22 protein-coding genes and 1 tRNA gene are annotated in these 26,195 nt (G+C 66.0%); 11 read left to right on the plus strand and 12 right to left on the minus strand.

Features of this window, described 5'->3' with window-relative positions; translation table 11 throughout:
* Window position 1 precedes the first annotated feature (1 nt).
* On the plus strand, window positions 2–829 hold the full coding sequence (locus KOI35_RS26545; RefSeq protein WP_215791331.1) for a hypothetical protein: 828 nt from the start codon (window positions 2–4) through the stop codon (window positions 827–829).
* Here KOI35_RS26545 and KOI35_RS26550 read toward each other — a convergent pair.
* The 6 genes from KOI35_RS26550 to KOI35_RS26575 form a co-directional block, all read right to left on the minus strand.
* Window positions 826–1,878 (minus strand): hypothetical protein, encoded by a 1,053-nt coding sequence (locus KOI35_RS26550; RefSeq protein WP_215791332.1) that lies wholly within the window; start codon window positions 1,876–1,878, stop codon window positions 826–828. The two genes, KOI35_RS26545 and KOI35_RS26550, sit on opposite strands and share 4 nt — an antisense overlap.
* Before the next feature lie 62 nt (window positions 1,879–1,940).
* On the minus strand, window positions 1,941–4,091 hold the full coding sequence (locus tag KOI35_RS26555) for a transglutaminase TgpA family protein (protein ID WP_215791333.1): 2,151 nt from the start codon (window positions 4,089–4,091) through the stop codon (window positions 1,941–1,943).
* A 4-nt stretch (window positions 4,092–4,095) separates the two neighbouring features.
* Window positions 4,096–5,196 (minus strand): DUF58 domain-containing protein, encoded by a 1,101-nt coding sequence (locus KOI35_RS26560; protein WP_308121163.1) that lies wholly within the window; start codon window positions 5,194–5,196, stop codon window positions 4,096–4,098.
* 1,162 nt (window positions 5,197–6,358) lie between these two features.
* Window positions 6,359–7,348, minus strand: a complete 990-nt coding sequence (locus KOI35_RS26565) for an AAA family ATPase (RefSeq protein WP_215791334.1) — start codon at window positions 7,346–7,348, stop codon at window positions 6,359–6,361.
* Between the two features lie 19 nt (window positions 7,349–7,367).
* On the minus strand, window positions 7,368–9,929 hold the full coding sequence (locus KOI35_RS26570; RefSeq protein ID WP_215791629.1) for a fibronectin type III domain-containing protein: 2,562 nt from the start codon (window positions 9,927–9,929) through the stop codon (window positions 7,368–7,370).
* Between the two features lie 206 nt (window positions 9,930–10,135).
* Window positions 10,136–11,539, minus strand: a complete 1,404-nt coding sequence (locus KOI35_RS26575; RefSeq protein ID WP_215791335.1) for a tetratricopeptide repeat protein — start codon at window positions 11,537–11,539, stop codon at window positions 10,136–10,138.
* A 198-nt stretch (window positions 11,540–11,737) separates the two neighbouring features.
* Here KOI35_RS26575 and KOI35_RS26580 point away from each other — a divergent pair.
* Window positions 11,738–11,822: transfer RNA gene (locus tag KOI35_RS26580), tRNA-Leu, on the plus strand.
* Here KOI35_RS26580 and KOI35_RS26585 read toward each other — a convergent pair.
* The 5 genes from KOI35_RS26585 to KOI35_RS26605 all read right to left on the minus strand — a co-directional run bounded on the left by KOI35_RS26585 (window position 11,787) and on the right by KOI35_RS26605 (window position 16,717).
* Window positions 11,787–13,481 carry a recombinase family protein gene (locus KOI35_RS26585; RefSeq protein ID WP_215791336.1) on the minus strand — a complete coding sequence of 565 codons (1,695 nt, stop codon included), beginning with the start codon at window positions 13,479–13,481 and terminating at the stop codon, window positions 11,787–11,789. The two genes, KOI35_RS26580 and KOI35_RS26585, sit on opposite strands and share 36 nt — an antisense overlap.
* Window positions 13,482–13,769: 288 nt before the next feature.
* On the minus strand, window positions 13,770–15,419 hold the full coding sequence (locus tag KOI35_RS26590; RefSeq protein ID WP_246613802.1) for an FtsK/SpoIIIE domain-containing protein: 1,650 nt from the start codon (window positions 15,417–15,419) through the stop codon (window positions 13,770–13,772).
* A gap of 89 nt (window positions 15,420–15,508) precedes the next feature.
* Window positions 15,509–15,829, minus strand: a complete 321-nt coding sequence (locus tag KOI35_RS26595; protein ID WP_215791338.1) for a hypothetical protein — start codon at window positions 15,827–15,829, stop codon at window positions 15,509–15,511.
* Window positions 15,826–16,521 (minus strand): DUF2637 domain-containing protein, encoded by a 696-nt coding sequence (locus tag KOI35_RS26600; RefSeq protein ID WP_215791339.1) that lies wholly within the window; start codon window positions 16,519–16,521, stop codon window positions 15,826–15,828. The genes KOI35_RS26595 and KOI35_RS26600 overlap by 4 nt, the downstream gene beginning before the upstream one ends.
* A gap of 1 nt (window position 16,522) precedes the next feature.
* Entirely contained in the window at window positions 16,523–16,717 is a 195-nt protein-coding gene (locus KOI35_RS26605) for a hypothetical protein (protein WP_215791340.1), read from the minus strand.
* A 355-nt stretch (window positions 16,718–17,072) separates the two neighbouring features.
* On the opposite strand from KOI35_RS26605, the gene KOI35_RS26610 reads away from it, so the two are divergent.
* From KOI35_RS26610 to KOI35_RS26620, 3 genes are read left to right on the plus strand one after another with little or no spacing between them, the layout of a single operon-like run.
* Window positions 17,073–17,807 (plus strand): DUF5919 domain-containing protein, encoded by a 735-nt coding sequence (locus KOI35_RS26610; RefSeq protein WP_215791341.1) that lies wholly within the window; start codon window positions 17,073–17,075, stop codon window positions 17,805–17,807.
* 10 nt (window positions 17,808–17,817) lie between these two features.
* Complete coding sequence (locus tag KOI35_RS26615; RefSeq protein ID WP_215791342.1) at window positions 17,818–18,291, plus strand: NUDIX domain-containing protein; 474 nt, start codon at window positions 17,818–17,820, stop codon at window positions 18,289–18,291.
* Window positions 18,284–18,736, plus strand: coding sequence for a hypothetical protein (locus tag KOI35_RS26620; protein WP_215791343.1), 453 nt, complete (start codon window positions 18,284–18,286; stop codon window positions 18,734–18,736). The genes KOI35_RS26615 and KOI35_RS26620 overlap by 8 nt, the downstream gene beginning before the upstream one ends.
* A 3-nt stretch (window positions 18,737–18,739) precedes the next feature.
* Here KOI35_RS26620 and KOI35_RS26625 read toward each other — a convergent pair whose 3' ends face one another.
* A complete protein-coding gene (locus KOI35_RS26625; protein ID WP_215791344.1) occupies window positions 18,740–19,288 on the minus strand; it encodes an HD domain-containing protein in 549 nt (182 codons plus the stop codon).
* A gap of 124 nt (window positions 19,289–19,412) precedes the next feature.
* On the opposite strand from KOI35_RS26625, the gene KOI35_RS26630 reads away from it, so the two are divergent.
* The 6 genes from KOI35_RS26630 to KOI35_RS26655 all read left to right on the plus strand — a co-directional run bounded on the left by KOI35_RS26630 (window position 19,413) and on the right by KOI35_RS26655 (window position 26,061).
* Entirely contained in the window at window positions 19,413–19,580 is a 168-nt protein-coding gene (locus tag KOI35_RS26630) for a hypothetical protein (protein WP_215791345.1), read from the plus strand.
* 139 nt (window positions 19,581–19,719) lie between these two features.
* The gene (locus KOI35_RS26635; protein ID WP_308121164.1) at window positions 19,720–20,454 is read left to right on the plus strand and encodes an XRE family transcriptional regulator; all 735 of its coding nucleotides are present in this window, start codon (window positions 19,720–19,722) and stop codon (window positions 20,452–20,454) included.
* 490 nt (window positions 20,455–20,944) lie between these two features.
* A complete protein-coding gene (locus tag KOI35_RS26640) occupies window positions 20,945–22,297 on the plus strand; it encodes an RNA-directed DNA polymerase (RefSeq protein ID WP_215791346.1) in 1,353 nt (450 codons plus the stop codon).
* Between the two features lie 661 nt (window positions 22,298–22,958).
* Window positions 22,959–25,262: an nSTAND3 domain-containing NTPase gene (locus KOI35_RS26645; RefSeq protein WP_215791347.1), complete on the plus strand. Its 2,304-nt coding sequence runs from the start codon at window positions 22,959–22,961 to the stop codon at window positions 25,260–25,262.
* 250 nt (window positions 25,263–25,512) lie between these two features.
* Window positions 25,513–25,725 carry a hypothetical protein gene (locus tag KOI35_RS26650; protein ID WP_215791348.1) on the plus strand — a complete coding sequence of 71 codons (213 nt, stop codon included), beginning with the start codon at window positions 25,513–25,515 and terminating at the stop codon, window positions 25,723–25,725.
* Window positions 25,726–25,863: 138 nt separating this feature from the next.
* Window positions 25,864–26,061, plus strand: a complete 198-nt coding sequence (locus KOI35_RS26655; protein ID WP_215791349.1) for a hypothetical protein — start codon at window positions 25,864–25,866, stop codon at window positions 26,059–26,061.
* Window positions 26,062–26,195: the final 134 nt, after the last annotated feature.

A 26,195-nucleotide genomic window follows, 5' to 3' on the forward strand; every position in this document is an offset into this window, starting at 1 on the left:
CATGGTCCTCGGTCTCTTCGGCGCCTTCGGCTCGGCGCTCTGCTACGGCATCGCCTCGACGATGCAGGCGCTCGCCGTCCGGCGGACCGCCCCGGCCGAGGGCCTGGACCTGGGGCTGGTCGTGCGGCTGGCGCGTTCCTGGCGCTACCTGCTCGGGCTCGCGTTCGACGGCCTGGCCTTCTTGCTGTCCCTGGCCGCCCTGCGTAGCCTTCCGCTGTTCGTGGTGCAGTCGATCGTGGCGAGTTTCCTGGCCGTGACCGCCGTCCTGGGCGCTCTCGTGCTGAAGCTGCCGTTGCGCCGCAGCGACAAGATCGGGGTGGCCGTCGTCGTGGCCGGTCTGGTCCTGGTCGGCCTGGCCGCGGCCGAGGAGACACCGAAACCCGTCTCGATGACCGTCAGCTGGACGATCCTGGGGTCGTCGATCGCGCTGCTCGCCGTCGCCGTCGCGGTGGGACGGCGCCCGGGTTCGGCTGCTCTGGGCGCCGTGGCCGGTCTGGGTTTCGGCATCGTCGCGGTCGCGACCCGGACCCTGCCGGCTCCGCTGACGATCAGCGGCCTGCTCGCCGACCCGGCCGCCTACGGGCTGGTCATCAGCGGCGGCACCGCCCTGCTGTCGTACTCGATCGCCCTGCAACGAGGTTCGGTCACCCTCGCGACCGCGCCGCTGGTCGTGCTGGAAACCGTCGTCCCGGCCGCGGTCGGCCTGCTGCTGCTCGGCGACAAGACCCGGCCGGGCTGGGGCGTGGCCGCGGCCGCCGGGTTCGTCATCGCCGTTCTGGGCGCGCTGAGCCTGGCCCGCCACGGCGAGATCCAGGCCGAGCCCGGCTAGGTGTCCGTCTTCGGCTTCGGACCGGTGGACCGCAGGCTGCCGAGCCGCGACAACGCGTCGAACCAGAACCGCGCCCCCGGCAGCAGCGTCAGCGTCATCAGCGCCCAGCCGACCAGAACCACGAGGACGGACAGGAACCCGGACCAGCCGCTGGAGTGCGGGGACACCAGACCGCGCTGCTCCCACCAGCCGCATTTCTCGGGCGCGGCGCACTCGGGCACCGGCGCCCACCCGATCGGCAGGCCGGCCCCGCGAACCTGGTCGATCTGCCCGCGTACCTCCCGCAGACAGGTCGCCGGGTCCTTGTCCCCGCATTGCGCCGCCCGCGTGGCCTCGGTGACGACCGAGGCACGCAACGCCTGGTCGGTGTAGAGCGACCGGGTGATCTGGACGGCGTCGAGGTTGAACAGCAGAACCAGCAGGACGCCGAGCGCGAGGGAGATCCACCGTACGTGCCGCTTGTACCAGCCGGACACCCGGGCCATGTGGTCGTCGTACCACTCCTCGATGTTCCGGCGGAATCGGGCGACGTCCTGGTCCGCCGCGTTCGCGAGTGCGAGCAACGAGGCGCGCAGGTGATTTGCGGGCAGCCCTTCGAGGACGGTACGGATCTCGTCCATCTTGGTCTTGCCCGTGGCATCGGGAATGACGGTGTCGAACAAGGCGCGGGCGAACGATCGGCCCGACAGGTAGGCCGGCAGCCGGCGTCGTGCGCGCCCGCTCAGTTTCGCATTCCCTGCGTTCGCCGGTATCCGCGCCTTGTCGGCCGACGAGCAGATCAGGGGGTGCTTCATCAGTTCGGGCGTCATCGGCGCAGGCGGGTCGCCCTCGACCGGTGCCGGCGGCTTCGAGGTGCGGGCGAACAGATCGCCGAAGGAGAGCTTGAAATGCCCCGAACCGTCGACCAGCGTGCGGATACCGCGCAGCAGATACTCACCCCGGAGACCCATGAAACGCGTGATCATCTCGGTCAGCAGCGACACGATGATCGCGAACGTCCCGAAGATGAAGACCAGCCCGATGACCGTTTCCAGAACGAGATTGTCCATGGTCCCGTGACGCTACTCGGGCCCTCACAGCGGCACATGAGCCGATCATCCGATATGGCGGGTCAGCGCCAGCGCAGCGGCCCTGGCCGGATGCTCCACCACAGTCGACGCCACCAGTTGCGTCGGCCGCGCAGCGCATCGGCGTACGCAATAACCTGTTCTCCGGCCTTGACCGCCTGACCCTCATCAGCCGACCCGGGCGCGAAGCCCACGACGTTGATCCCGTCGACCAGGTCGTCGAGCGGCGGCAGATCCGGGACCGCCTTCCGCACGAGGGCCGCCTCGGTGGCCGCCAGATGCGTCGGAACCGGTTGCCCGGCCAGGCGTTGCGCATCCCGGAACTCCGACCACGCCCCCGCGATCCGATCGTCCGGACTGCCCGCCGTCAGCCGGCGCCGCCGCAGCGAGCGCCGCATCAGCACGAGCGCACCCACCGCCGCCACCAGCAGAAGTAGCACCGAACCCGAGGCGCCCGAAGCGATAACGAGAGGCGACGGCCCACCCCGGGTCGCCGCGAGCACTACCGGTGCCGACGACGTCGGCGATTCAGCCGGGGTCGGTGACGAAGAGGGGGGAGTAGGCGGCTTGGTCGGCTTGGGTGTGAAGTCCTCCTCGACCGGCCGCGGATTCTTGCTCTTGGGCATCGGGTCGAACGCCACCCACCCCAGCCCGTCGAACAGCACCTCCGGCCAGGCCAGCGCACTGGCCGCCGTGACAATGCCGCCCGCGGCCGGCGCGTCGAACCCGACCACGACTCGCGACGGCAACCCGGTCAGCCGGGCCAGCAGCGCGAACGACGCCGCGAACTGCTCCGACGTCCCCACCTGCCCGCCCTGCTCGCGTGGCCCGAACAGGAAGAAGCTCAGGTTCGGATACGCATGCCCGCTCGGCGCGTCGGCCACCTTCCTGTAGTGCTCGCCCAGGAACTCCTCGATCGTCGTGGCCCGGTCGAACGCCGCCCCGTTGCCGTCCGCGAGCTGATCGGCCAGCCGCTGAATCCCGTCCGGAACCCCGGTTCCCACCGCCAGATACCGCGCCACCGCATCCCCCGACGGCGCATCGGCCGTGGGCAGCAGGTTCAGATCCGGCGTCTGCAGCTCGGAGGTCACCGAATACTTGAGCCCCGCCGTCAGCCCCTCGGGCCGGATCATCGTGCCGGTCGTGGCGTCGAACGCGACCCGCGCCCCCTCCACTCCGGTTGGCGTCGGCACCACCGGCAGCAGCCGCCCGGTCAGCCCATCGATGATCACGTTCTGTCTGACCTCGGTCAGTTGCGCATCGGGCAGCCGCGGTTGCGCCGGCAACACCCGCCCCGCATTGCGATAGGTCGCCCCAACTTTCCAGGTCACGCCGTCATAGTCGGGCAGCACAGCCAGCCGCAACCGCAGCCGTTTACCCGGCGAGGCCGACGCCCGCGACACCTTGAGCAACGGCTCCTTCGGCGTCAGCGCCCACCCCGAGATGCGGTTGAGCGGGCTCTCGTCCAGCGAATCCACCTGCGGCGGCTCCACATATTGCCGTGGATCGACCGGCGTGGTCCCGACCCGGCCGCCGACCCAGGGCGCGACGGCCGCGATGATTCCGAGAACAAGGACAAGACCGATTCCCCGTACGGCCGGAGCCCGCCCTCGCTCCACCGCCGGTTCCGCCGAACGCGTGCTGACGGCGAGCGCCACCACCCCAGCCCCGGCAAAGATCAGCGTCGGAATTCCCGTAGTGTCGGCGTTGGGCCCGACCACGTAGAGCGCCCCGACGTAGAGCGCGGCCGCCGGCGCCAGACCCAGCAGCACCCGCCCCGCTCGCACCGCGATCTCGGCCCCCGCCAGCCCCGCCAGCCAGGCCGCGATCACCGGCACGACGACGGTGTCCGGTGTGGGCTCCACCGGGATCATCGCCGTCAGCAGCCGCGGAATCCCGTTGCGCACGCTGTCCCGCACGATGCTCACCAGCGGATCCGTGATGCCGGCCTGGTTGGCCGCGATCCGCAGCGCCAGCACCGCATACCCCGCCATGAGCAGGGCCGACAGCGGCGCCACGACCCAGTTCGGCAGCCGCCGGCAGGCCAGACTGAGCCCGACGGAACCCACCGCCGCCCCCGCCATGAGCTCGAACAGCAGCCCCCCGGCGAAGATCCGCCCGAGCACGGCCCCCGACACCGCGATCATCCCGGCCAGCGCCACCGCCACGACCGACGCGCGCACCCACCTGCTCATGCGCCTACCACCCGCGCACCCCGTCCCAGGCGGCCGCGAACTCGGCCCCGTCGTCGGCCTCGATGACGATCAGCCCGTCACCACCCGACACCGGCGCACCGTCCCGATCCCCGAGCAGCCCCGCCATCACCACCGGATACGGCCCGCGCAACGCACTGACCGCACCGAGATCCTCCCGACCACCCGGCCCGGTCAGGAACACGAGGGTGTCGCCCAGCCGCTGAGCCCGTACGCGACGAAGGGTTGCCGCCAGATCCCCCGGCTGCAGCCCCGCCCGGGTCAGCACGTCGAGATAGGGCCCGGTCGCCACCTCGGTCACCAGGTGCAGACTGACCGGAATGTCCTCCTGCACGGCCGCCGCCACAATCGACGCCGCCGCCTCACACGCCGCCTCGAACGACTCGGCCATCCCGTCCCGCACCCGCGGATGCGCCGAGGCCCGATCATCGAGCAGCACCACAATCGTCGGCTCCGAGGTGTCCAGCTGCTCCCGCACCATCAGCTCGCCCACTTTGGCGCTCGACCGCCAATGCACCCGGCGCAGCTCGTCCCCGACCACATACTCCCGCAGCGAATCGAACGTGATCGTCCCGTGCGGCACCTTGTCGATGCGCCCGTCCAGGCTACGGGCCATCCCCGCCGGCACCGCCCGCAGCAGATGAATCCGCGGATGGACCCACACTTCACAGATTTCCCCGTACGCCCGTGACAGCGAGACAAGCCCCAACGGGTCCCCGCGAGTAACGCGCAACGGCCCAACCGGCACCACGCCCCGCCGGCTGGTAGGCACCGGATAGTGGGCGGTCGTGTCCTTCCCCGGCCGCAAACGCAACAAGGGCACCGGCACCACGGTGTTCCCGCACTGATCCAGGGCCACCAGATCGGCCCCCCGCACCCGGCTGGTGTTGGACACAGTGAGTGTCATGCGGGCCGCTTCCCCTCGAGCCACCCGATCCGGCTCCGCCACCCGGGCCACCCCGAGCCGGGGCCGCCAGAACGCAAACACCGCGCCACACCCGAGCGCCACCGCGGCCGCCGCTCCCAGCAGCGCCAGATCCGGATAGCCGAACCGGAAACCCACCACGAGCAGCCCGACCGCAGCCACCACAACCCCGTACCCGCGAGCCGTCACGCCACTGCTACGCCGCCACCCGTTCAGTGCCCGAGCGGCCCGCCCCCGAACCGCACCGAGCCCCAACGCCGTCCCGCCGCCGCGCTTGGCCTTACGTTGATCACCGGCCGGGCTCCCGCCGGCATCCGCCCGGCCCGCGGCTCTTGCATCGGCGCGCTCCGACGTGCCTCGCCCGCGCATGTCATCGCCCAGAGCCCCGCCGGCGCCACGCCCGCCCTTGCGCCCCGCGTCCCCCATCCCGGTCGGCGCGCGTCCGGCGTCTCCGATCCCGGATGGCGTGCGTCCGGTGTCCTCCACCGCGCCATCGGTTTGCGTGGTGCCGCCGCCGTTCGTGCTGCGGGTTTGCGTTGTGCCCACGTCGGGTCGCGCTGTACCTCCGCCGTTCGCGTCGCCGGATTGCGGTGCACCGCCGTGGGTGTCGCCGCCACGACCGTTGGTGGATGGTCCGAGCCCCGCGCCTTCGAGCCCGGTCGCTTCGCCTCCAGCGCGCCCGGCCGCGCTCATGCCACCACCCCAGCACCGCGAGGACCAGCCAACTCGCAGCCTGCGTCCTCGTCCCCTTCGCAGCCTCCGGGCGCGCCGCTCCCACCGGTCCGGATGCCCCCGAAGCTCTCAGCAGGCGGATCGGAGGCGCCGTCACCCCGTGTTCCGGGCTTCGCCAGATTGTCGGCGGCTACCTGCGCTCGACCCCTTCCACCGGAGGACGATTGACCCGATCCGCGCGCTGTACCACCACAGAACGCTCGCGCCGTTGGACCGCCCGCCGCTCTCGGTGCGTCATGGCCGCACGCTGGTCCCGCATTGCCACCGGTTGTTCGCGCCGTGTCGTCATGGAACGGCCACGCCGTATCGCGGTCGCCGGCTCTCGCGCGGTCGTCGCCTGATGTTCGTCCGGCACCGCCGCCGGATGCCCGCGTCGTGTCGTCATTGGTCTTCCGTGCTGTGCCGCCGCCAGCACCCCTGACCGTGGACTCGCAGGACGATCGCGCGCCGTCCCGTCCGAAGGTCCGTCCCATGCCGCCGGATACCCGCGTCGCGCCGTCTCCGGATGCTTCCCCGCGCGGGGGAGGGCCGCCGCCGGTCGGCGGAGCGCTGCCGACCGGCAGCGGCGGCTCTCCGGCGGTTCCGGGGCTGGTCACGCCCCGGCCGCGACGCGGTTGGACTCGGGCAGCGGCACCGCCACCGACCGCACCGCGTCGTCGAGCACCTCGGCCGCCGTCACCCCGCGCAGCTGCGCGTCGGCCGACAACAGCACGCGATGCGCGAACACCGGCTCGACCAGCGTCTTGAGGTCTTCCGGCAGCACGTACCCGCGCCCGTGGATCAGCGCCCACGCGCACGCCGCCCGGGTCAGCGCGATCACCCCGCGCGGCGACACCCCGACCCGCACCTGGGGATGGTTGCGGGTCGCGGCGCCCAGACGGACCGCGTACGTGTAAAGCGGGTCAGCAATGTGCACCCGCGTAGCCATGCGGACCATCTCGCCGACGGTGGCCGTGTCGGTGATCGGCTCGAGCGCGTCGGGGGAGCGCAGCGCCGCCCCGCGCAGGACTTCGACCTCGACGTCTTCGCTCGGGTAGCCGACCGACAGCTTGACCAGGAACCGGTCGAGCTGGGCCTCGGGCAGCCGGTAGGTGCCGTCCATCTCGACCGGGTTCTGGGTGGCGACCACCAGGAACGGCTGCGGCACCGGGTGCGGCACCCCGTCGACGGTGACGCGGCGTTCCTCCATCACCTCGAGCAGCGCCGACTGGGTCTTGGGGGAGGCCCGGTTGATCTCGTCGGCGATGACGATGTTGGCGAACACCGGCCCGGGGTGGAACTCGAACCCGCGGCTGGCCTGGTTGAAGATCGTCACACCGGACACGTCGGACGGCAGCAGGTCGGGCGTGAACTGGATGCGCCGCCACTGCCCCTGCACCGACGCGGCCAGGGCCCGGGCCAGGGTGGTCTTGCCGACGCCGGGCACGTCTTCGAGCAGCACGTGGCCTTGGGCGAACAGCGCGGTCAGCGCCAGCCGCACCACGTCGGGCTTGCCCAGCACGACAGAGCCGATGCGGTCGGCGAGCGCAGCCGCCACCTCGGCGAATCCGTGAATGTGCTGCGGCGGCAGTGGTTCCGTCACTTGTGTTTCCTAACAGGGCTCAGCAGGTCGGCAGGTCGTTCAGGTCATCCCCGCCTTCGAGGTTGAGCCACGCCCAGGGGATGTAGTTCTTGCCGCTGTAGTTGACCTGGATCCACCAGGTGCTGCGCTTCTCGTTGTTGTAGATGTAGGCGTAGACCTCTTCGCCGGCCTTCTTGCAGTACGCCTGCAGCCGCGTGCCGGGTTTGGCCCAGCCGACCTGCTGTGCGTTGTTCTGCCGGGTGCCGCTGAAGATCTCGTTGCCGTTGCGGCCGTCGACGTCTTTGTCGCAGTAGGTCGCGGTGTCCCCGTTCTCGCCGTTCTTGCAGGTCGCGACGCCGAACAGCGCGTCCGTGGTCGCCGTCGTGGTGCCGGTGACCGTGCCCGCGGCGTTCTTGGCGGTCACCGTGAACGTGTATTTGGTGCTCGGCTTCAGGTTGGCCACCTTGAGGCTGGTGCAGCTGCCCGACGCCGACCCGCCGCCACCCGACGACGCGATCGAGCAACTGGCCGTGCCGCCGCCCGCGTCCACGCTGAACGACACCGTGGCCGTGTTGAACGTCGGGTTCACCCCGGTCATCGTCACCCGCGGCACCGCCACCGTCTTGGCCGTGGCCGTGCCCGGTTCACTCTCACCGGCCTCGTTGACCGCGCGCACCTCGACCGCGACCGTGGCCCCCGAGTCGAACCCGCTCAGCGTCGCCGCCGTACCGTCGGAGACGTCGAGCGACTTCCCGCCCGCGCTCACCACGTATTTCGTGATCGGGCGCCCGTTGTCGGCCGACGGCTGCCACGCCACCTGGATCGAGCCGGCCTGGTCGCCCGCGGTCGCCGCGTCGGTGCCCTCGGGCTTACCCGGCTTGGTGAACGGCACCACGCTGCCGCTGACCGGCGACGCCTTGGACCCGGCGCCGCGCTCGTTGACCGACACGACCGTGAACGCGTACTGCTTGCCGTACTCGAGCTGCCCGTCCTTGATGGTCAGCGACGCCTCGGCCGAGTCGCCGACCGGGGCGCTGCCGCCCTCCGAGATCGCCGTCACCGTGTATCGCCGGATCTCCAGGCCCTGCCCGTTGGCCGGGGGCCAGCTGACCACCACGGTGCCGTCCGGTTTGGCCTCGGCGGTCACAGCCGTGGGGGCGTCCGGCACTTCGGACGTCGGCTTCACGGCGTTACTCGTACGGGACGGACCCTGGCCCTTCTTGTTCACCGCACTCACCGCGAACTGGTAGGTCTCGCCGTTGACCAGCCCGGTCACCGTCAGCGCGCGCTGGTCGGCGCCGACCTGGAACGTCTTGCCCGCCCCGGCCACCACGTAACGCCCGATGCTGGCACCGTTGTCGTTCGCGGCCTGCCAGGTGACCCGCGCCTCGGCGTTACCGGCGGCGGCCCGCACGTTGCGCGGCGCGCTCGGCTTGCTGATCACCGGCTTCTTCGGCTTCGGCGGCGGCGGGGGAGCGGGCGGCGCCGGCGGGCGATCCCCGCCGAGCACGTCGTCGGCGTACTTGTTCACCGCGCGCACCGTGTGCGAGTCGTCGACGACCTGGGCTATCGACGAGCCCGGCGCGTTGATGAACAGGTAGCCCTCGCGCACCTCAAGCTCGAGCTTGCCCCCCGGGTTGGGGAAGCTGATGTCCTGCTGCGGCTTGCCCGCCGCGTCGAACACGTGCACCCGGCCGCTGTCGTCGGCCACGTAGAAGTAGCCCTTCCACGACACGGCCGGCTGCAGGCCCTCGCCGTCGCCCGGGACCACGAAGTCGCCGCGCAGCTTCTTGTCCTCGGCCACGTAGACGTGCCGCGAATCCGGCACGGTCACCGGCACCTGCTTGCCGTCGGTATGTGGCGCGAGGGTGCCCGGCCCGTTGAGCGGCAGCGCGACCCGGTCGACGCCGGCCACCCCGTCGCGCACGGTGGACAGCGCGTTGGTGGTGCGGTTGAGCACGGCGACGCCGTCGTCCAGCGTGGAAAGCGTCAGGTCGTGCGACGGCGGGGCCACCGACTCCGTCCGTACGCGCTCCGGGGTTGACGCTCTTGCCTGATCAGCCCCGGCCGACGGGATCGTCGCGGGCGTGATCGCGGTGACCGTGCCCTCACCCGGCGCGGCGATCCACAGCTTGCCCTGCCCGTCGAACATGCCCCCCGTGATGCCCGGCGGGAACCGCACCGGGTTGCCCACCGGACCCAGCGTGCGTGGGTCGAGCTGCTGCACCTGGCCCTGCACGGCGTCGATCACGAAGACCGCGTCCTCGTGCAGCGCCACCCGCACGCCAATGCCCGAGGTGGACGTCGCATTCCAGTATTCCTGCAGCGTGGACAGATCCATCGACCCGATCGCACCGGTGTTCACGTCCCGCAAGATCACGAACCGGTCGTTCTGCACCACCTGCACCTGGTGGCCACGCGCCTTGGGCACGTCGACCCGGGTGTCCACCTTGGCGGTCACCCCGTTGATGCGGGCCACCTCGCCCTTGGCCTGCGACCACACCCACGAGGCGGCGTCGAAACTGGCCACCGCCTGATCGGCCGACCCCAGCCCGAACACAGTGAGCCCCAGCCCACCGGCAAGACTCAGCACGGTGCCCATCGTGACCAGATAGCCGCGGCGCCAACGGCGCCTCGGACGGTCCAATGTAGCCTCATCTGCGCTGGTCACTGCCGCTTCCTCCCCGTAGGCCGGCCGTCGTGGTCCAAGACGGAGGCCATCATAGGGGGATGCCGATGGGCGCAGCTACCCGTTGTGGATAACCTCCGTCGCGCTCCGTGATCAAGCTGCCGGAGAGCGACGGAAATCTATCGCGGAGTAGCCGAAGCGCGACTAGTGCACGCCTGCGAAGAAGTCGAGAACTTGTTACCGCTGTAGACCGCGACAACCGCGAAACAGTAGTTCAGATCCTCGTTCAGCCCACTCATCTCGAACGATGTTTTCCCAGGCCCGAGCGTCCCCGCGGGCTTCAGCTCGAGCCCCGGCCGCCCCATGATGACCATGAAGGACACTTTCGCGTCGGTCGGATCCGTCCAACTGATCTTGACAGCCGACCCGTTGTCCACAAGCTGCACGTCGGTCGGCGCCGGCCCCGCCAGAGTTGGCACATCCTGACTGTCGCCCGGGTCACTCGTCCGATTGGCGAGAACAAAGACCAACGCCGCCACTGCGATCACCGCCGCCATCACCGCAGCGATAGCCGCAAAGATCCCCAGCCCGCGACGACCTTGCGGTTGGTGCGGCGCCGGCTCACTTCTTTCCCCGTACGGACCCGAGCCGCCACCGTCCCCGAACAGGCCCCCCAGCCCACCTCGGGCGTCGTAGGCGCCCGGCCCGCCGGCCTGCCCACTGATCGGCGCCTCGGGGTAGAACGGTGCCGACCGCTGCTGGGGGATCGGCGGACCGCTCTGATAATGCGGAGCCGGGCGCTGGCCGATCATCGGCTGCACGATCGTCGGCTCGTCCACCGGGCTCGACCGCGGCGCCGGCACCGGATTGGGTGCCGGCGGCTTGGGCGGCCCCGTCCACACATGCTGGTTGGCCGGCGAGGGCGGCTGCACCGTCCCCGGCCGCTGTTGGGCCTGTGGTTGAAACGTCGGCGCGGCTGGCTGCTGGTACTGCGGGGCCGGCTGCTCGTGGGGATGCGGCCTCGGCGGTTGCTGCGGAGCAGGCGGCACGGCGTCGAACACGGTCGTCGGCGTGTCATTGTCGGTGCGCTGGGTTCGTTCGCCCGGTGCCGTCGGCTGCTGCGGCGCGCTCTCCACCCGTACGGGGGAAGGGGTTTGATCCGGCCCGAGATAGGCCCGAGCCCGCGCCACCGCCGGATGACCGTCGCCGAGCGCCGCCGGCCCCAGCTCAGCCACGCGCGCGAAAGCCTTACGCGCCTCGTGCCGGTTGCCCAGCTCCTCGGCCACGACACCGATGTCATGCGAGATCTGGACCATCAACGGATCGGAGTCCCCGAGCCGCCACTGCCCCGCCGCGTAGGCCTCCTCGAGCACCCGCCGAGCCGCCATCGGATCATCAACCTGCTGGAGAATCGCCCCAAGCTCGTACGCAGTGCGCAGAACATCCGGATCATCCTCGGCCAGATTAACTTTCCCCAGCTCAACGGCTTGCTCAAGCAGCGCCCGCGCCCCCGCAAGATCACCGGAGGACGCCAGAGCATGAGCTCGCTGCCGAGCGGGAGTAAGAGGAGAGGCCTGCGACACGCCCGCCATGCTGCCCCGAACCGAACCCCCCGCGCCATACCGTTCCCACCGGGCTTGCGTGTTTGCCCGGTTTGTCGCACCCCCACCCTCCCTGCAACCGCCCGTTAGGGCCGTGTACAGTTCTCTCCTGTGCGGCCCGCTGGGACGCCGATTCCGGGTGTAAAGCCTGGCACCGGCTCTAGTAGGCTGGGCAGGCAAGTCCGGGTGGCGGAATGGCAGACGCGCTAGCTTGAGGTGCTAGTGCCCTTTATCGGGCGTGGGGGTTCAAGTCCCCCTCCGGACACATCACAGGTACACGATCGATGTCAGTCGATCGAATTTCGGCCAGGACCGTTCGGGTTCCTGGCCGATACTGCATCTGGAGCCCTATCCGCGCGTAGACCTCGGCGCGGTCGTGCTGGTCCGCCTGCCTCAGCAGGCCGAGCAGCCCGCCCAGGGCCTCGACGATCGCGGCGATCCGCTCCTCGCTCATCCGTTCAGGTGGCGCCTCAGTGAAGCCGAGCCGGGCCTGCGCTGCCTTCCTGATCGCGGTCGTCTCGCTGATCCAGCCGGCCACGAGCGTCGGGTCCCCGCCGGCATCGAGGGTGGCCCTGTATCGGGCGATCTTGGCGTCGCAGTCGTTGATCGTCTCGCGCAGCTTGGGCGCCTCGTCGTGCTGTTGATGCTGGGCGAGCGCTGCGCGGTGGCTTGCGTCGGCGATGCGGTGAAGCGTCTCGGTCAGGTTGTCGCCGCCCAGCTCTTCGCTGAGGAACCGGTCAACCGGGTCCGTGATCGACTCTTGGCGAAGGTAGAGGACGGGCGGGTGCGCGATGCCGTGCTGGCTGACGTAGTCGCGTGAAGCCTTGCACCGGTAGTAGATGCGCCCATGGTTGACGCTGCCTTCCATCACGCGATCGCACAGGCCGCACCGCAGTAGGCCGCGGAAGAGATAGGCGTGGCGGCTCCGTCGTGGGGCCTTGCCGCCCTCGCCGATGGCGCCACGCGTCTTCACGGTTCGCTGGGCGCGTTCGTAGAGATCCGTGCTGATCAGCGGTGTGTGGGACTCGCTTCGAGACCACGCCCACTGACTCGGGTCGTTCCAGCGGTGGCGGTTCTCATGGCCGAGCGCGACGTCATCGACATCGATCAAAACCTCATCGGTACGAGCCCGGTTCCAGACCTGGCGGCCGGTGTAGCGCGGGTTCTGCAAGATCGCGCGGATGGCGGTTGTCTCCCACACCTGCGTATGCCGGTGCGGATTACGCGCGCGGTCGTAGGCCGACGGGCAGGCGATGCCGTCCTGCGTAAGGCCGCGCGCGATCGAGGTCATGCCTCGGCCCGAGACATACTCGTTGAAGATTCTCCCCACTACCGGCGCTGTGACCGGGTCGGGTTCGAGGCGGTGAAGTCGCCGTCCCTCAGCCGCCTTGCCGGGGTTCGGGTGCGGGCCGGCGTCGGCCAATCGGTAGCCGTACGGCGGGCGCCCGCCGAGGAAGCGCCCTTCCAGCTCGGTTTGCGCCTTCATGGCGGATCGAACGCGGACCTTGATGCGGTTGCGCTCGCCCTTGCTCATCCCGCCGTAGAGCGCCATCACGAGGTCGTGGGCGTCTGAGCCGGGGTCGATCGCTCCGCCGATCTCGGGCACCCACAGGCCGACGCCGTAGTGCACGAAGACCGGGAACGTCATGCCGAACTGGCTGCCGTAGAAGGCGCGCTGCGGCTCGCCGATGACCACGGCGTCGAAGTCTCGACCGGGACTCTTGATGGTGTCGAGCAGGCGCAGTGCCTCCGGGCGTCGCTTCCACGGCAGCGAGCGGGACTGCCCGATGTCAAAGAACTCGGCGACGATCTCTCCGCCGGCCGGTTCGATTAGGCTGCGAGCGCGGGAGAGCTGCCAGGCTTTCGACGCCTGCGGGTCTTGCTGGTCCTCGGTCGACACGCGTCCATAGAAGGCGAACCTCATGTCTGCCGAGTCTTCCGGGCTCGGTCGATGATGCGCCACAGCACATCTGCGGCAGCCTCCGAGAGTGGGACTTCTTGGGACGTCTTGAGCTGCCCATTCTCGATTTCCAGCGTCTCGCACGTTCGTATACTGCGATTTCTCCCCTCTGCGGTCGTGTCATCCATGGTGATCTCCAGGCCTCCTTTCTCCTTCCATGACGGGTCCGTGCGGTCGTCCGTCCGTCGTCCGTCCGCGCGCTGATATGCGCAGACGCGCGCGAGCGGACGGACGTCCACGCGGACGATCAGTTCACGCCTTCCACCGCCCCCGCGCGACTTGCCGGGCGCGGCCGGCGGCGGCATGCGCTTGAAGTCGGTCATAGATCCACGTGCGGCGCATGCCGGTCGCCTTGATGAGTTCCGGGATGGCCAGTCCGCCGTCGGGCGCCTCATCTAGTGCGCTCAGGAGGGCTGATTCCGGGTCGGCTGTCGGAGCCTTCGGCGGTTCGAGGGCACGAGAGGGACGGTCGATCGCTGCCTGTGACAGCGGATCGAGTTCCGGTCGTCGGTCGGCGTAACGGGCTGCCGTGTCGCGCACGTGGTCGTCGGTGACGAGGTAGGCGCGGGCGCGTCGTGGTTGGTTGTGCCCGTCGGCCAGGACGTAGAACTTGCCTGGGGCGTCGAGGGTATGGGCGTGCCAGCCGGCGGTGAGCATGCCCTTGTCCAGGATGAGGTCGACGTCGCGGCGTTCGCGGACTCGGAGGCAGACGCGGACGCTCATCTGCGAGCGCAACGCCCCACCGCCCATCGCCTTCTGCGTCGGGCGTTGTGTAGCGGCAAGCAAGTCGACGGCGAGCGCTCGGCCGCGCCGCGCTACCGATTCGGCGTGGCCGACGGCATCCGGCGCCGTGTCGACCAACTCCGCGTACTCGTCGATGACGATTACCAGTGCCGGTGCGTCTGGCGTGGTTTCCCAGACGCGGGAGTTGCCGCGGCTGGACGCGTCGGCGCGGGCTTCCAGTACGGCCACGGCGTCGGCAAGCAGCCGAGCGGCCTCGTCGGGTGTGGTCGCCAGCCGAGCGAGGCACGGCGCCCATGGCTGGAGCTCCATGCCGCCCTTGAGGTCGATGCCCCAGAGCACGACGTCGGTGCACGCGACGAGATTGCCGAGGACGACGTTCAGGACACCGCTCTTACCTGAGTCGGTGGTGCCACCGATCAGTGCATGCCGTCGCAGGAGCGGCACGCGGACGCTTGTCGCGTCCTCGAAGACGCCCAGTTCGATCGGGTCGGCGAGCGTCCTTGCTGTAGGGCCGGGCCACGGGATGGCGCCGGCGTGCGGGTCGACGGCGATGACGCGCATCGTGCAGCGGCCGGCATGGGCCGGGTCTTGCTCGACACGCACGGCGCCGGGCCGGGTGCCCAAGGCCGACTCGATGGCCGGCACGCGGGCGACGACGTCGGCGACGCTTTGTCCGGGCCGCAGCTTCATCCTGGCTCTCCAGCCCCAGGTGTCCACGACTGCCGACATGACGCGGGAGCCGTTGAGCCCGATCGTGTCCGCGAGGTCGGGCCAGGCGTGGATGACGCGGTCTACGCGGACGCGGGCACGGCGCCGCCGATGCGCCCACCACGGAACACCGAGCGCGATGATTGCCAGCACGAGGACTGTGGGCAGTGGGGAGTGGCCTGAACCGAGCGCTGTGGCTGCGGTAAGCCAGCCGCCACCGACGGCGATAGACGTCGCCGCGTACGCACGCTCCGTCCAGCGTTCGATTCCCCAGGGAATCCTGCGGAGCCCGGTCGCAATCGTTGCCCCGGCCGTAATCAGCGCCACCAACGGCCAAGAGGTGCGATGGGAGTGGTGCAGCAGCAACCCGGTAGCCATGAGCGCGAGACCGGCACAGATCGGGGCGGCTTCTGACCGGAACCGGAAAAGGGCTCGGCCGATCGCGGTCATGGCGAGGCGAAGGAGCGATTCGTGGGGCACGAAGAGCAGTGGTTGGGGATTGCGTCGGCTCCACCGGCGGTGCCGGCGTCCGTAGGCTCTCATGCGTCCGGCTGCCCATCATCCGGCATAGGCCATGGGCGGTGCTCGGTGATGGCATCGCGAAGGTAGGACAGCGGTTCAGCTTCGCCGTCGTAGTCGGCGGCGATGGTGGCTTGGGCGGCAGCGAGCAGGTCGGCGAAGTCCCATCGGGTGCGGCTCAGCAGATCGGCGAGGCGTTCAATTTCGGCGAGCAGCGCCGGAACGTCGGCGATGGCGGTCCAAACGGCGGCTGGCGTGGGCCGGCTTCGTGCGGCGTGTAGGTGGGTGAGTACGGCCTCCGGGTCGATGGTCGGGCGCGGGATGCGCGGCTGGTTCGTCATGGGCGGGCTGATGCCTCCTTCCGGTCGTTGTTGACTGGGGCTGTGGCCTCGTCGGCGAGGCGTCGCCGAAGCTCGGTCGCCTTCGGCCCAGCGATGTGCAGGGCCGAGCGCAGTCCGTCGCGGCTGATTGGGCGTCCATGGTGTTCGGCTCTGTGTCGCGCGTCGGCTCTCCGAGCCGCTTGCAGCAACTCGGTCTCGGTCCGTCGCTTCGGTCGCTCGGTCCGGACTTGAGTACGGGACTGCGGATCGTCGGCCGGTGCAGTTGTTTCGTCGTCGGAGGGCTCGGCGACTGATGTGAGCGCATGCAGGTGGGCAGTGAGTCCGAGTACGGCGGCCGGGACGGCCCCGACGAGGACGACGACCGGCCAGGAAACGGTGACGATGCCGGCCGCGATGAGGTGATAGCCGGCGTTGCCTAGGATGCTCGTCGCGATGGCGCCGATCGCGTTCGCACGAGCGAAGCCGCGTGCGCGCTGGGACCCGAGCGTTCCGGCCAGCCACACCCGCGCGGAGGTCATGGCGTACGCGTCGATGGTGACGGGCAGAAGCCACGCCAGACGGTCGGGCCAGCCCGCAACCTCCGCCAGCCCTCGGAGGCCGGCAAAGCTGGCCACCGCCGCGGAGATCGCAGCGACAGCCATCCCGACGATGACCCACCAATCGCGTTGACGGGTCGTCGATTCGCTTGCCACGTCAGAGGTCCAGGCCTGCGACAAACCGTGCCAACGCCCGGAGTCCGTCGCTGATCTCGGGCCCGATAGACGACGAGGCCAGAAAATAGCCGAAGGCAGCGCAAACGGCGGCCTGCCAAAGCGGCAGCCGGGCGTACCGCCAGAGCAGGAACACGAACACGCCGAGCAGAAGGACGGCCGAGACGGCAATCGTCATGCGTCACCGCCGTCCTCGGTACGGTTGCGGTGCCGACGCGATGGGATCGCCTTGTCGACGCCTCCGTGACCTCCACGCGCCAGATGCCGCCGGGTCCAGCGCGATCGGGCAACGCACTTGCGGCACATCGTCGGGTATCCCACCCCAAGCCGAGCGCCGCACAGACAGGTCGGGGTCTCACTGGTGAAGTGCTGGGTTTCCATCACTGGCTCCTCTCGATCGGCGATGCGCGGTTCGCATCGACGCCATCGAGAGTGCGGCCGGCGGCCGGGACGTCAGCAGTTGCTAACTGGACGGGTTGTTGACGTCTTTCGTAGGGTGACCATGCTGGCTGGGACGTCCCGACGGGAAGACGATGCCGAACGAGCGACTACGCACCGCGATCCTTGAACGCGGCATCACTCCTGCTGGGCTCGCGGAAGCGCTCGAGGTCGACCCCAAGAGCGTGGAGCGGTGGATCAACGGCCGTACGCCGTACCGCCGCCACCGCTACGCGGTCGCCGCCCACCTCGGCGTTGACGAGGTCTACCTGTGGCCAGACGCGCTCAACCCTGATCAACTCGCCAGCGCCAGCGAGAGCGAGATCGTCAATATCTACCCGCACCGCTGGACTGTCCCGTCCGACCTTTGGCGTCGAGTGTTCGACCACGCCGAGGAGGACATTGGCGTTCTGGTCTATAGCGGCTTGTTCCTCTCAGAGGACACCGGCATCCAACGGATCTTCCGTCAGAAGGCCGAGGCCGGCGCGCGGGTTCGCATCCTTCTGGGCGACCCGGACAGCGAAGCCGTGGCGCAGCGTGGCGCCGACGAGGGCGTTGATGACGCTCAGGCGGGAAAAATCAAGAATGCCGTGGTGATGTACCGGCCGCTACGCTCGGTCGACGGCGTCGAGTTCCGCTTGCACCGGACGGTGCTCTACAACTCGATCTACCGCGCCGACGATCAAGTCCTGGTCAACACCCACATCTACGGCGTCACCGCTTCGCAGGCACCGGTGCTGCATCTGCGTCGAGTCGCCGGCGGCGGCATGGTCACCACCTACCTGGACAGCTTCGAGCGCGTCTGGAACGACGCGACCCCGCTCGCCTAGGTTGAGGTGCATGGCCGGACGTACGGACTTCTACGACGACCCTGATGCGCCAGCAGCGACGTCCCTCGTCCCGTCGGCGAATGTCGTCGTCACAGATGACGATGGGCGTCTCCTACTGGTCCGCCGTTCGGATAACGGAAACTGGGCGCTGCCTGGTGGCGCGATGGACCTGGGCGAGTCGTTGCCAGACGCTGCCGTACGGGAGACAACCGAGGAGACCGGGATCGACGTCGAAATCACCGGCTTGGTCGGCATCTTCACTGACCCACGACACGTGATCCTCTACGCGAGCAACGGTGAGGTACGGCAGGAGTTCTCCGTCGTCTTCGCCGCCCGACCGATCGGCGGCACTCTTACGACAAGCCCAGAGACCACCGAAGTCAGGTGGGTCGCCGCGTCGGAGCTCGACACGCTGACTATGGACCGCTCGATGCGCAAGAGGCTGGAGCACTTCATGACGTCAGCGGACGTGCACCTTGGATAGCGACTGGCTCGGCGCCTTCGCAGACTCATTCTCCGCTGTAGGCACAGTCGGCGCGTTCCTCGTCGGATTCATGCTGTTGCGCCGCGAGCACCGGCGGGAGGCCGAACGATCCGAAGACGCACGCCGAGTGCAGGCCGAGCGAATCAGCGCCTGGGTCGAGATGATCCGAAAGCCAGATGGCGAACCCGAGTTAGCTTTCCACATCCACAACGCCAGCGGTATGCCGATCTACGAGGTCGAGCTCCCGATGCCCGCATACGGTGACGAGGAACAGCGCTTAGAGTTCATCGGCCTTGTACCGCCAGGCCGAACAATCCAACGTCCAGCACCGGCCGACTGGCTCCGGACCTACGTAGAACCGGAACCGGTACAGATCGAGTTCCTGGACAGTTCAGGCCGCCGTTGGAGCCGCGACGAGCAGGGAGCCCTCTCCCGAACCGAATGATCCTCAGGCGCGATGGAGCGCGGCAGACACGATGCGCACGGAGTTGGTGATCAATGGGCTCGCTTCCCGGATCGATTCGGCAACGAGGTCGCCGTCGCCGTAGCGGGCGAGGATTTCGGCCAACCGAAGTTCCACGGCGGTAGGTTCGCCATCCGGCGTCGTAGTCATGTCTGCATAAGTGATCGCATCCGCGGCCAGGCCGCCGACAGGTGGGAACTCCTGCTCAAGCTGGTCGGACAACCCGCGGTTCCTAGCCTCGATGAAGGCGCACGAGTGATGGGCGACCAGCCGGCACACCAGGTCATCAGCTTGGGCAACATCGCGCAGATAGCGAGCACCGTCGAGCTGATGCATCCCAGTCATCACCAGGTCCGGCGCATACCCGACATCGTGCAGCCAAGCAGCAGCGATCAGGGCCGACGCGTCATCACCAACCAAATGCGCGACCGTCTCGGCCTTCCGTCCAACTCCCTGACTGTGGAACCAACGGCGGGGGATCGACTCAGCCAACAGCGAGCGCGCGAGGTCGGGGGCACGCTCAACCTGATCCACATAGCGAGCCTATGTGAACGTACCGTCGAGCGCACGTGACGTCCTGTTGTTGCTCCTTCGCTAGATCGAACTACTGAGCGGCACGCCCCGCTAATAGAACAGCGAGCCGACCGGCCACAGTCGGATGGACATCGCCGATCCGGACGACGGCGTCACCGCTGCGGCCCATGGCGTCGTGCAGCGCCGGGAAGTCTTGGCCTACATCGAACCCGGCGTCTTCGAGCGCAAGCGCAAGCCGGTCAGTAGCACGCCGCGCTACCTCTTCACTCGCTTGGTCATCTTGACTCACTAAGGCTGCCCAGCCCTATCCCTCGACGCACGATGTCTGCTTGAGAGTCTTCGTGCCAGATCACGCCGCGTGAACTACGGCGCTAGGACGTCTTGGGACTTCTTGGATACGATGGGTCATCGCCAGCGATGGGAGTCGTTGCGTGACCAGTCCACTCACCCGCGCGATGCGAAGCGCGGGCATCAACGAGATCGACGTTGCCGCGCGACTTGGCGTCGACCCGAAGACCGTGCGGCGCTGGATGACTGGGCGTAAGCCCTATCCGCGTCACCGCGATGCTCTCAGCAGCTTGACGGGGTGGTCGTCGTACGACCTGTGGCCAGATCTCCCACAGGCCGCGGTCCATGACAGCCACGCCGACGAGGTCGTGACCGTCTATCCCCATCGATCAGCTGTGCCGGTGGATACCTGGACACGCCTCTTCGGCAGCGCCCGCGAGGAGATCAGTGTTCTCGCCTACAGCGCCCTCTTCCTCGCCGACGACGTGGCCGCATCCGCTCAACTACGCTACAAGGCGGAGGCCGGTGTACGGGTGCGCATCGCCCTCGGAAAGCCAGGGGGCACCCACGTGCTCGATCGCGGCGCGGAAGAGCGCATCGGGGACGGTATGGGTGCTCGCATCCGTACGGCTTTGGTCGGATTTCGTCCAGTCGTCGATGCTGGCGCTGAGCTTCGGCTGCACGACACGGTGCTCTACAACTCGATCTACCGCGCCGACAACGATCTCCTGATCAACGCTCACGTCTTCGGTCGGCCGGCCTCACATGCACCTGTATTGCACCTGCGGCGACATGTCCCCGAGGGTATGGCGGCTACCTACCTCGACTCTTTCGAGCGGGTCTGGGCCTCGTGTTCCGACGCGTCCGTTGAGGCGTAGGGGCTGGGCAGCCCGGCCGCACGCTCATCTGGGGGCACGCACGACCGGGGCCTCTGGCAGCCGGTGTCCCAATGCCTGCGATCTAGATACCGGCTACCCATGAGCCTCCTCATGTCGGGATGAGCTGTAGACCACGTCTCAGGGGACGTCCAGTCACAACTAGTCGTCCAGAGACGTGCAGACGATTGGATAGCCAGTCGCCTGAAACCCGAGGCTGCTGCCTCGTCTTCTAATGTTTGACGTCGCCGTTAACCCCCGCCTAAGGTTAGCTACTTGCTATCCGATGGCAGGATGTGGTTACGTCGCCCCTCTACTTCATACTGGATCATGCATGAATCGTCGTGACCGAGCACTGATCGCTAGAGGTCTCGACCTAGCCTGGATCCAGTTGGGAAACTCATCCAGCGACCTGGATCTACCGGACCCGATAGCGTTTGCAGACATCGAATCCAACTGGTCGCGATACCGGGCGCAACTAGTTAGCGAGATCGTGACGAACAACTACAAGCCCGCCCATGTAGAGGTAATAGATCTACCGAAGGATCGTTTAATGGTGCGGCCCTTATCTAGGCTTCGCCTGGGGGCGAGGCTAGCATATGAAGCCGCCGTACTTGGGGCAGCTCCAGTCATCGATGGGACAGTTCCTCGCGACGTATATAGCTATCGCTGGTGGAAGCGGAAAGATAGAATTTTGGCTCCCGTCGGTTCGTGGCTGAGGATGCAGCGGGCGGCACGCTCACATCATAAGCGAAATTCTGACCTAATGCTGGCGCGCACTGATATATCATCGTTTTACGAGTCGGTAGACGTTGAAACTCTTTTGTCCGAACTGGCTTCTCTGCCGCTGGATGCTTGGACAATAGAAGTAATCAGTGAGTCCTTGCGTTCCTTCAACAATTTGGGAAGCGTCTGGGGATTGCCGCAAGGCTACGACGTCTCCGGCATTCTGGCCAACATGTATTTGCTGCCGATTGATGCTTTGATAACGTCTAGGCAGATCAGGTATTTTAGGTATTCGGATGACATTTATGCTTTCGGAGACGATTGGCTCGCACTCCGCCAAATACTCTTAGAAGTCAATAGTGCACTTAGAAGCCGTCGGTTGATACTGTCCAGTTCGAAAACGAGAATTATCGATAGTCATTCAGTACCTCAGGAGCTTGAAGATCTCGAAAAAGATGCCATCAGCTACGGGATTCGCATTCGGGACGCGACTGCGCCAACTGACTTACGTGCCTACTTCGATCGAGTGGTCGCGGATGGACTACCAGATACTCGCGATCTCAAGTATTGTCTCAATCAGTTCGGTCGAATTCGAGACGATTATGCAGTCAAATGGCTCTTGGTGAATATGACCCAGCTGCCGCATGTTGCACGGGAAAGCTTGTTCTACCTGGCGAAATTCCAAAGTAAGATGCCGGAAATTGGGGAAGAAGTCGTTGATCTTCTTACCAACAGCATGCTTTCTCTTTATCCATACGCTGAGCAGCACCTGCTCATATATCTGCTAAGGCAAAACGTCTATACAAAAAAATCCCGGCAAGCTGCATGGAATATGCTCGCCGACAAGAACAAGGAAACGTTCGTTCGTGAGTTCGCGGCTCGTTACATTGGCCACGCGGGAGTGCAATCGGACGGTCCACGACTGCGGCAAAGGTTTCAAGATGAAGACAATACTCGGATCAGGAGGGCATTGCTTGTCGCTTGTTACGAAGCGCGTGGTTGCCCACCGAGTCTTCTGAGATCCGTACAGATTGCAGACCAGAACCTAGATCATACAGCTGCGTACCTGCTTAAGGCGCCCGACAGAATACCGCTGCCGCAAGTGAAGTGGGAGCCATAAAGAATGCCAAACGAAGATAAGCGCCCCGTGATCAGTGAGCTCGAACGGCTGTACACAGACAGTAGCTATTCGGCCCAAGCCTACTTTGAGGCGGCTAAGGCGGCGGAGTTTTGGGGACGGGGGATTGTTTTTATACCTGCCGTTTTGGCGGCTATCGCGTCGCTTTTGGTAGCAATTGGTGAGCCCAAAGGTTGGGGTGCGGTGGGTGCCATATCGGCCGCGGTTACTGCCACGGCATCGTTCCTGGGATCAGAGAGGCGAGCAAACTCTCTTCGTGATACTGCCCGGCGCTTTACCGCGTTGAGGCACGCCGCGAAGATGGAGCGCGCTTTGGCGACGCATGCCACCGTGCAAGAGTTGACCGATCGGGTCCGACTGCTCCGGGATCAGTACGCAGCTGTAGTTGCCTCCAATGAGGTAGTTTCAAACCGGCATTTCGAGAAGGGGCGCAGCCGAATCGCCTCAGGCGTGCTTGGGGAATTTGATGATGGCAACTTGCCTTCAGCGAAGGGGCGTGGGAGGCCGCAACGAAATTCGCCATAGGACGTTGCGTTCGTACCGCTCATGTCGAGCTCGGACCGAAACCGAAGGATCGTGCTCACGCGTAGCTTTCAGCAACCACGTGCTGGCCGGCACGGTATGAACGTGGCACAGTACTCGTGTGCGATCGTACGCTTCACTCTCCGATCACGACTTCGAGCTACTCGTCGCGGATCTCCTTCGTGCCGAGTACGGACTAACGTTCGAGGCGTTCGCCCGAGGTGCGGACCAAGGAGTTGATCTGCGACACCTCAACGATGGCCGGCCTCCCGACATCGTGCAGTGCAAACATATGCAAGGAAGTAGCTACTCACAATTACTATCCGCGGTGCGTGCCGAGGCTAATACCCTTGAGCGGTTTCAAACTGTCGCCTCCTCATACCGACTTGTAACTAGTCAGCCACTAACAGCGAAGCGGAAGAGTCAACTCGCCACGGAGCTATCCGCGTGGATTTCTCGGGACGATCATGTATACGGGCTGGACGACTTAGAGCTGCTACTAAATCGGCACTCTCAGGTAGAGCGAGCACATGTAAAGCTGTGGCTTTCCAATGCTTCTCAGCTTGATGGCGCAATCCACGCCTCGACCTGGGCTAGGAGTCGGCTCCTTTTCGAAGAGATCAAATCTACGCTTCCTCGTTATGTTGAGACGGGAGTCTTTTGGGACGCTAGAAAGCGGCTTAGAGCTGATCGAGTACTTGTCGTGACTGGTCAGCCGGGTATCGGCAAAACCACTTTGGCAAGGATGTTGCTAGCTGACGCGGTCCACGATGGTTACGAGCCAATCGAGATTTCTGCTGATATTGATGAAGCTCACGGAACGCTGCACCCTTCCAAGCCGCAGGTTTTCTACTACGACGATTTTCTCGGCAGCACCTTTCTGCAAGACCGATTAGCCAAGAATGAGGATAAGCGACTAACCGCTTTTATGCGGCAGTGCTTGCAATCGAATAAGACGCTCTTCATCTTAACGACGCGAGAGCACATTCTCACACAGGCTACTCAATGGTACGAAGAGCTACATCGGTCAGCACTTCCGCTTAAAAGGCTGATCCTGGAACTTTCGGACTATACGAGGCTCGATCGTGCGAGGATTTTCTACAACCATGCTTGGCGATCCGGGCAGCTTTCGATTGATTCACGTAGGCTACTTGCTCGCGACCGCAACTATAACAATATTATTGATCATCCAAATTACAATCCGCGATTGATTGAGTATGTCACAGGGCTTGCCTCAAGGAAACTCTCTCCCGACGACAACGCTGATTACGTCAAATTTGCAGTCGAAGTTCTCGATAACCCAGATCTAATCTGGCAGCGAGCGTTTGAGCAACAACTGGATGATAGTTGTAAAGACATTCTGGTGGCGCTAGCGTCGATGCCAACCTCGACGACTTTAGAAGATTTACAGCAGGCTTTTGTGCTCCTCGGGTCGGCGCATCGGCATTCTCAGCGGCGGGGTGCGTTTCGCGATTCGATTGAAGTCCTCGACGACACATTTACTCGGAGCTGGGAGGGCGGCGGTAAGATATTCGTTGATATGGCCAATCCCTCAATTCGAGATTTTGTCGCGGCATGGCTCTCTCAGCACCCGGAGGAAATTCCGTCGACGGTTTCCGGCTGTTTCTTCTTCGAGCAGCTTGATTGGTTTACAAGTAGCGTGTTGGACGGTCCTTATTCGAATGCTCTGGTGAGTTCTATCGCGGAAGTCGTTGAGCGTTCGTATGCGGCGAGGAACCCCGCTTGGCGAAATGTTTACTTTGATGATGAGCCGACTCCTCGTTTCACGCGTGACTCACGCACAAAAGAAGATCGCCTGATATACCTGCTGCGACTCATGTCGGAGGATCCCTCGCTCCGGCGCAGGCTTCAGGATTGGTTCGACCAGAGAATTTTGGAGCTGCAATCCGAATGGTTGGACTTTAGGCGTTTCGAAAGTGATCCCTCGAAGCCTGTCTCGCTAATTCAAGCTCTGAAAGAAGCAGGCCGGCTTGATCTGAGAACGGCAGAGACGGCTCGTCGATGCTTACAAAAGCATCAACCCTACACTTATAAGTGGTCGCAGCTTGCACGGCTGAGAGCCCTGGTTCCCGATGCATTCCCGGCGCACGTAGCTAAGAAGCTTACGGCGCAGATGCGCGAATGGGCGGCTGAAGTGCTTGCTAGCGACTTCGAGGAGATTGGGTCCAGTGACGAGATTGGGGAGATCGGCGTCGTTGCAACAAGCTTTGGGGTTTTCGTAGATCCCGACGTCTTGGAGTCAGCGCGTTCAACGATATATGAGAGAAACCAGGCTGAAGCTGAGGACGCATTCGATGAGGAGGTAGAACGGGAATCGGACGAGTTGAGCGCTGTGAAAGAGGATGCGGCGATCGAGCAGTTGTTCTCGCGGCTCGCGACTGAGGTTGGTGACGGGGGTTCGTAATCGCAATGCCAGGATTCGAAACCTTCTGCAAAGTTTGACACCGATGGCTGGCAGTCACTCACTTCACAGACAACACGATTGCAGCGACGATATGGGTTGCGAGGATAAAGACCTGGCGTCGTCACCGGTGGGGTCACTAGTCATTGCTTGGTTCTACGCGCCTATGAGTCGGAGCGTCCGGGCCGCCACTGCCGTGTGCTGAGTCGCTGTGTTGGGCTCCGGACACCGTTCACGGTGAAAATTCGCCTTCATGGTGAGTTTTCACCGTTTTCGTTTTCCGGGTCCGCTGTTGCAGGCGCTGCGCTGGACGGCGGGGCAACGGCTCGACATGGCGGTCCTGGGCGATGCCCTGGTGATCACGGGGTCGCCGACCGGTCGGCATCCGGTGGGTGTGCGTGGCGAGATCGCTGTTCCGGAGGCGGTGCGGGCCCTGCTCCCCGGCTCAACACCGATCCGCGGGTGATCCTGGTGGCAGCTCCGCAGCACGACGTCCTGATCGTCCACCCGCACCAGGTCGTGGCGCGGCTGCTGGTCGAGCACTACCGCCGTCGAACGCGGGCGCGTAACGCGAACTGCAGCGTCGGATCGAAGCTGGAGAGCTATGACTCTGCCTCTTGGCTTCAAGGCCGCCGCTGAACGCCGGGCTGTTGCCCTGCGCGCCGACCTGGGTCTCGAGCCTCACGACCCGCTCGACATGCGCCGCGTCGCTGCGCATCTGCCGCTGAAGGTGGTCGGCGCCGAGACATCCGCGGCGGCCCGCAACATGGGTCCCGCCAGAAGGAACAGCTCAGGACCGTAGCCGGCGGCCAAGTTCAGCGCGTCAGCCTGCGGGTTTTCGGCCCGCGCACCGCCCCCCCCGCCGGAGTGCTCGAACATTGCTTTTTGCCATGCCTGCTCAGGGGGCCGAGGCCCCCTGAATTCCCACTGTGCGGT

This window comes from Paractinoplanes bogorensis, assembly GCF_018829635.1.
Taxonomy (GTDB): domain Bacteria; phylum Actinomycetota; class Actinomycetes; order Mycobacteriales; family Micromonosporaceae; genus Actinoplanes; species Actinoplanes bogorensis.

What these genes read in the sequence shown, in the direction of transcription:
- KOI35_RS26590 (WP_246613802.1), bottom strand. Translation starts at nt 15,419, where the DNA reads ATGACCGCGATCGGCCGAGCCCTTTTCCGGTTCCGGTCAGAAGCCGCC.
- KOI35_RS26655 (WP_215791349.1), top strand. Translation starts at nt 25,864, where the DNA reads ATGACTCTGCCTCTTGGCTTCAAGGCCGCCGCTGAACGCCGGGCTGTT.
- KOI35_RS26595 (WP_215791338.1), bottom strand. Translation starts at nt 15,829, where the DNA reads ATGACGAACCAGCCGCGCATCCCGCGCCCGACCATCGACCCGGAGGCC.
- KOI35_RS26630 (WP_215791345.1), top strand. Translation starts at nt 19,413, where the DNA reads ATGGACATCGCCGATCCGGACGACGGCGTCACCGCTGCGGCCCATGGC.
- KOI35_RS26570 (WP_215791629.1), bottom strand. Translation starts at nt 9,929, where the DNA reads ATGGGCACCGTGCTGAGTCTTGCCGGTGGGCTGGGGCTCACTGTGTTC.
- KOI35_RS26550 (WP_215791332.1), bottom strand. Translation starts at nt 1,878, where the DNA reads ATGGACAATCTCGTTCTGGAAACGGTCATCGGGCTGGTCTTCATCTTC.
- KOI35_RS26545 (WP_215791331.1), top strand. Translation starts at nt 2, where the DNA reads ATGGTCCTCGGTCTCTTCGGCGCCTTCGGCTCGGCGCTCTGCTACGGC.
- KOI35_RS26585 (WP_215791336.1), bottom strand. Translation starts at nt 13,481, where the DNA reads ATGAGGTTCGCCTTCTATGGACGCGTGTCGACCGAGGACCAGCAAGAC.
- KOI35_RS26555 (WP_215791333.1), bottom strand. Translation starts at nt 4,091, where the DNA reads ATGAGCAGGTGGGTGCGCGCGTCGGTCGTGGCGGTGGCGCTGGCCGGG.
- KOI35_RS26650 (WP_215791348.1), top strand. Translation starts at nt 25,513, where the DNA reads ATGGTGAGTTTTCACCGTTTTCGTTTTCCGGGTCCGCTGTTGCAGGCG.
- KOI35_RS26610 (WP_215791341.1), top strand. Translation starts at nt 17,073, where the DNA reads ATGCCGAACGAGCGACTACGCACCGCGATCCTTGAACGCGGCATCACT.
- KOI35_RS26615 (WP_215791342.1), top strand. Translation starts at nt 17,818, where the DNA reads ATGGCCGGACGTACGGACTTCTACGACGACCCTGATGCGCCAGCAGCG.
- KOI35_RS26605 (WP_215791340.1), bottom strand. Translation starts at nt 16,717, where the DNA reads ATGACGATTGCCGTCTCGGCCGTCCTTCTGCTCGGCGTGTTCGTGTTC.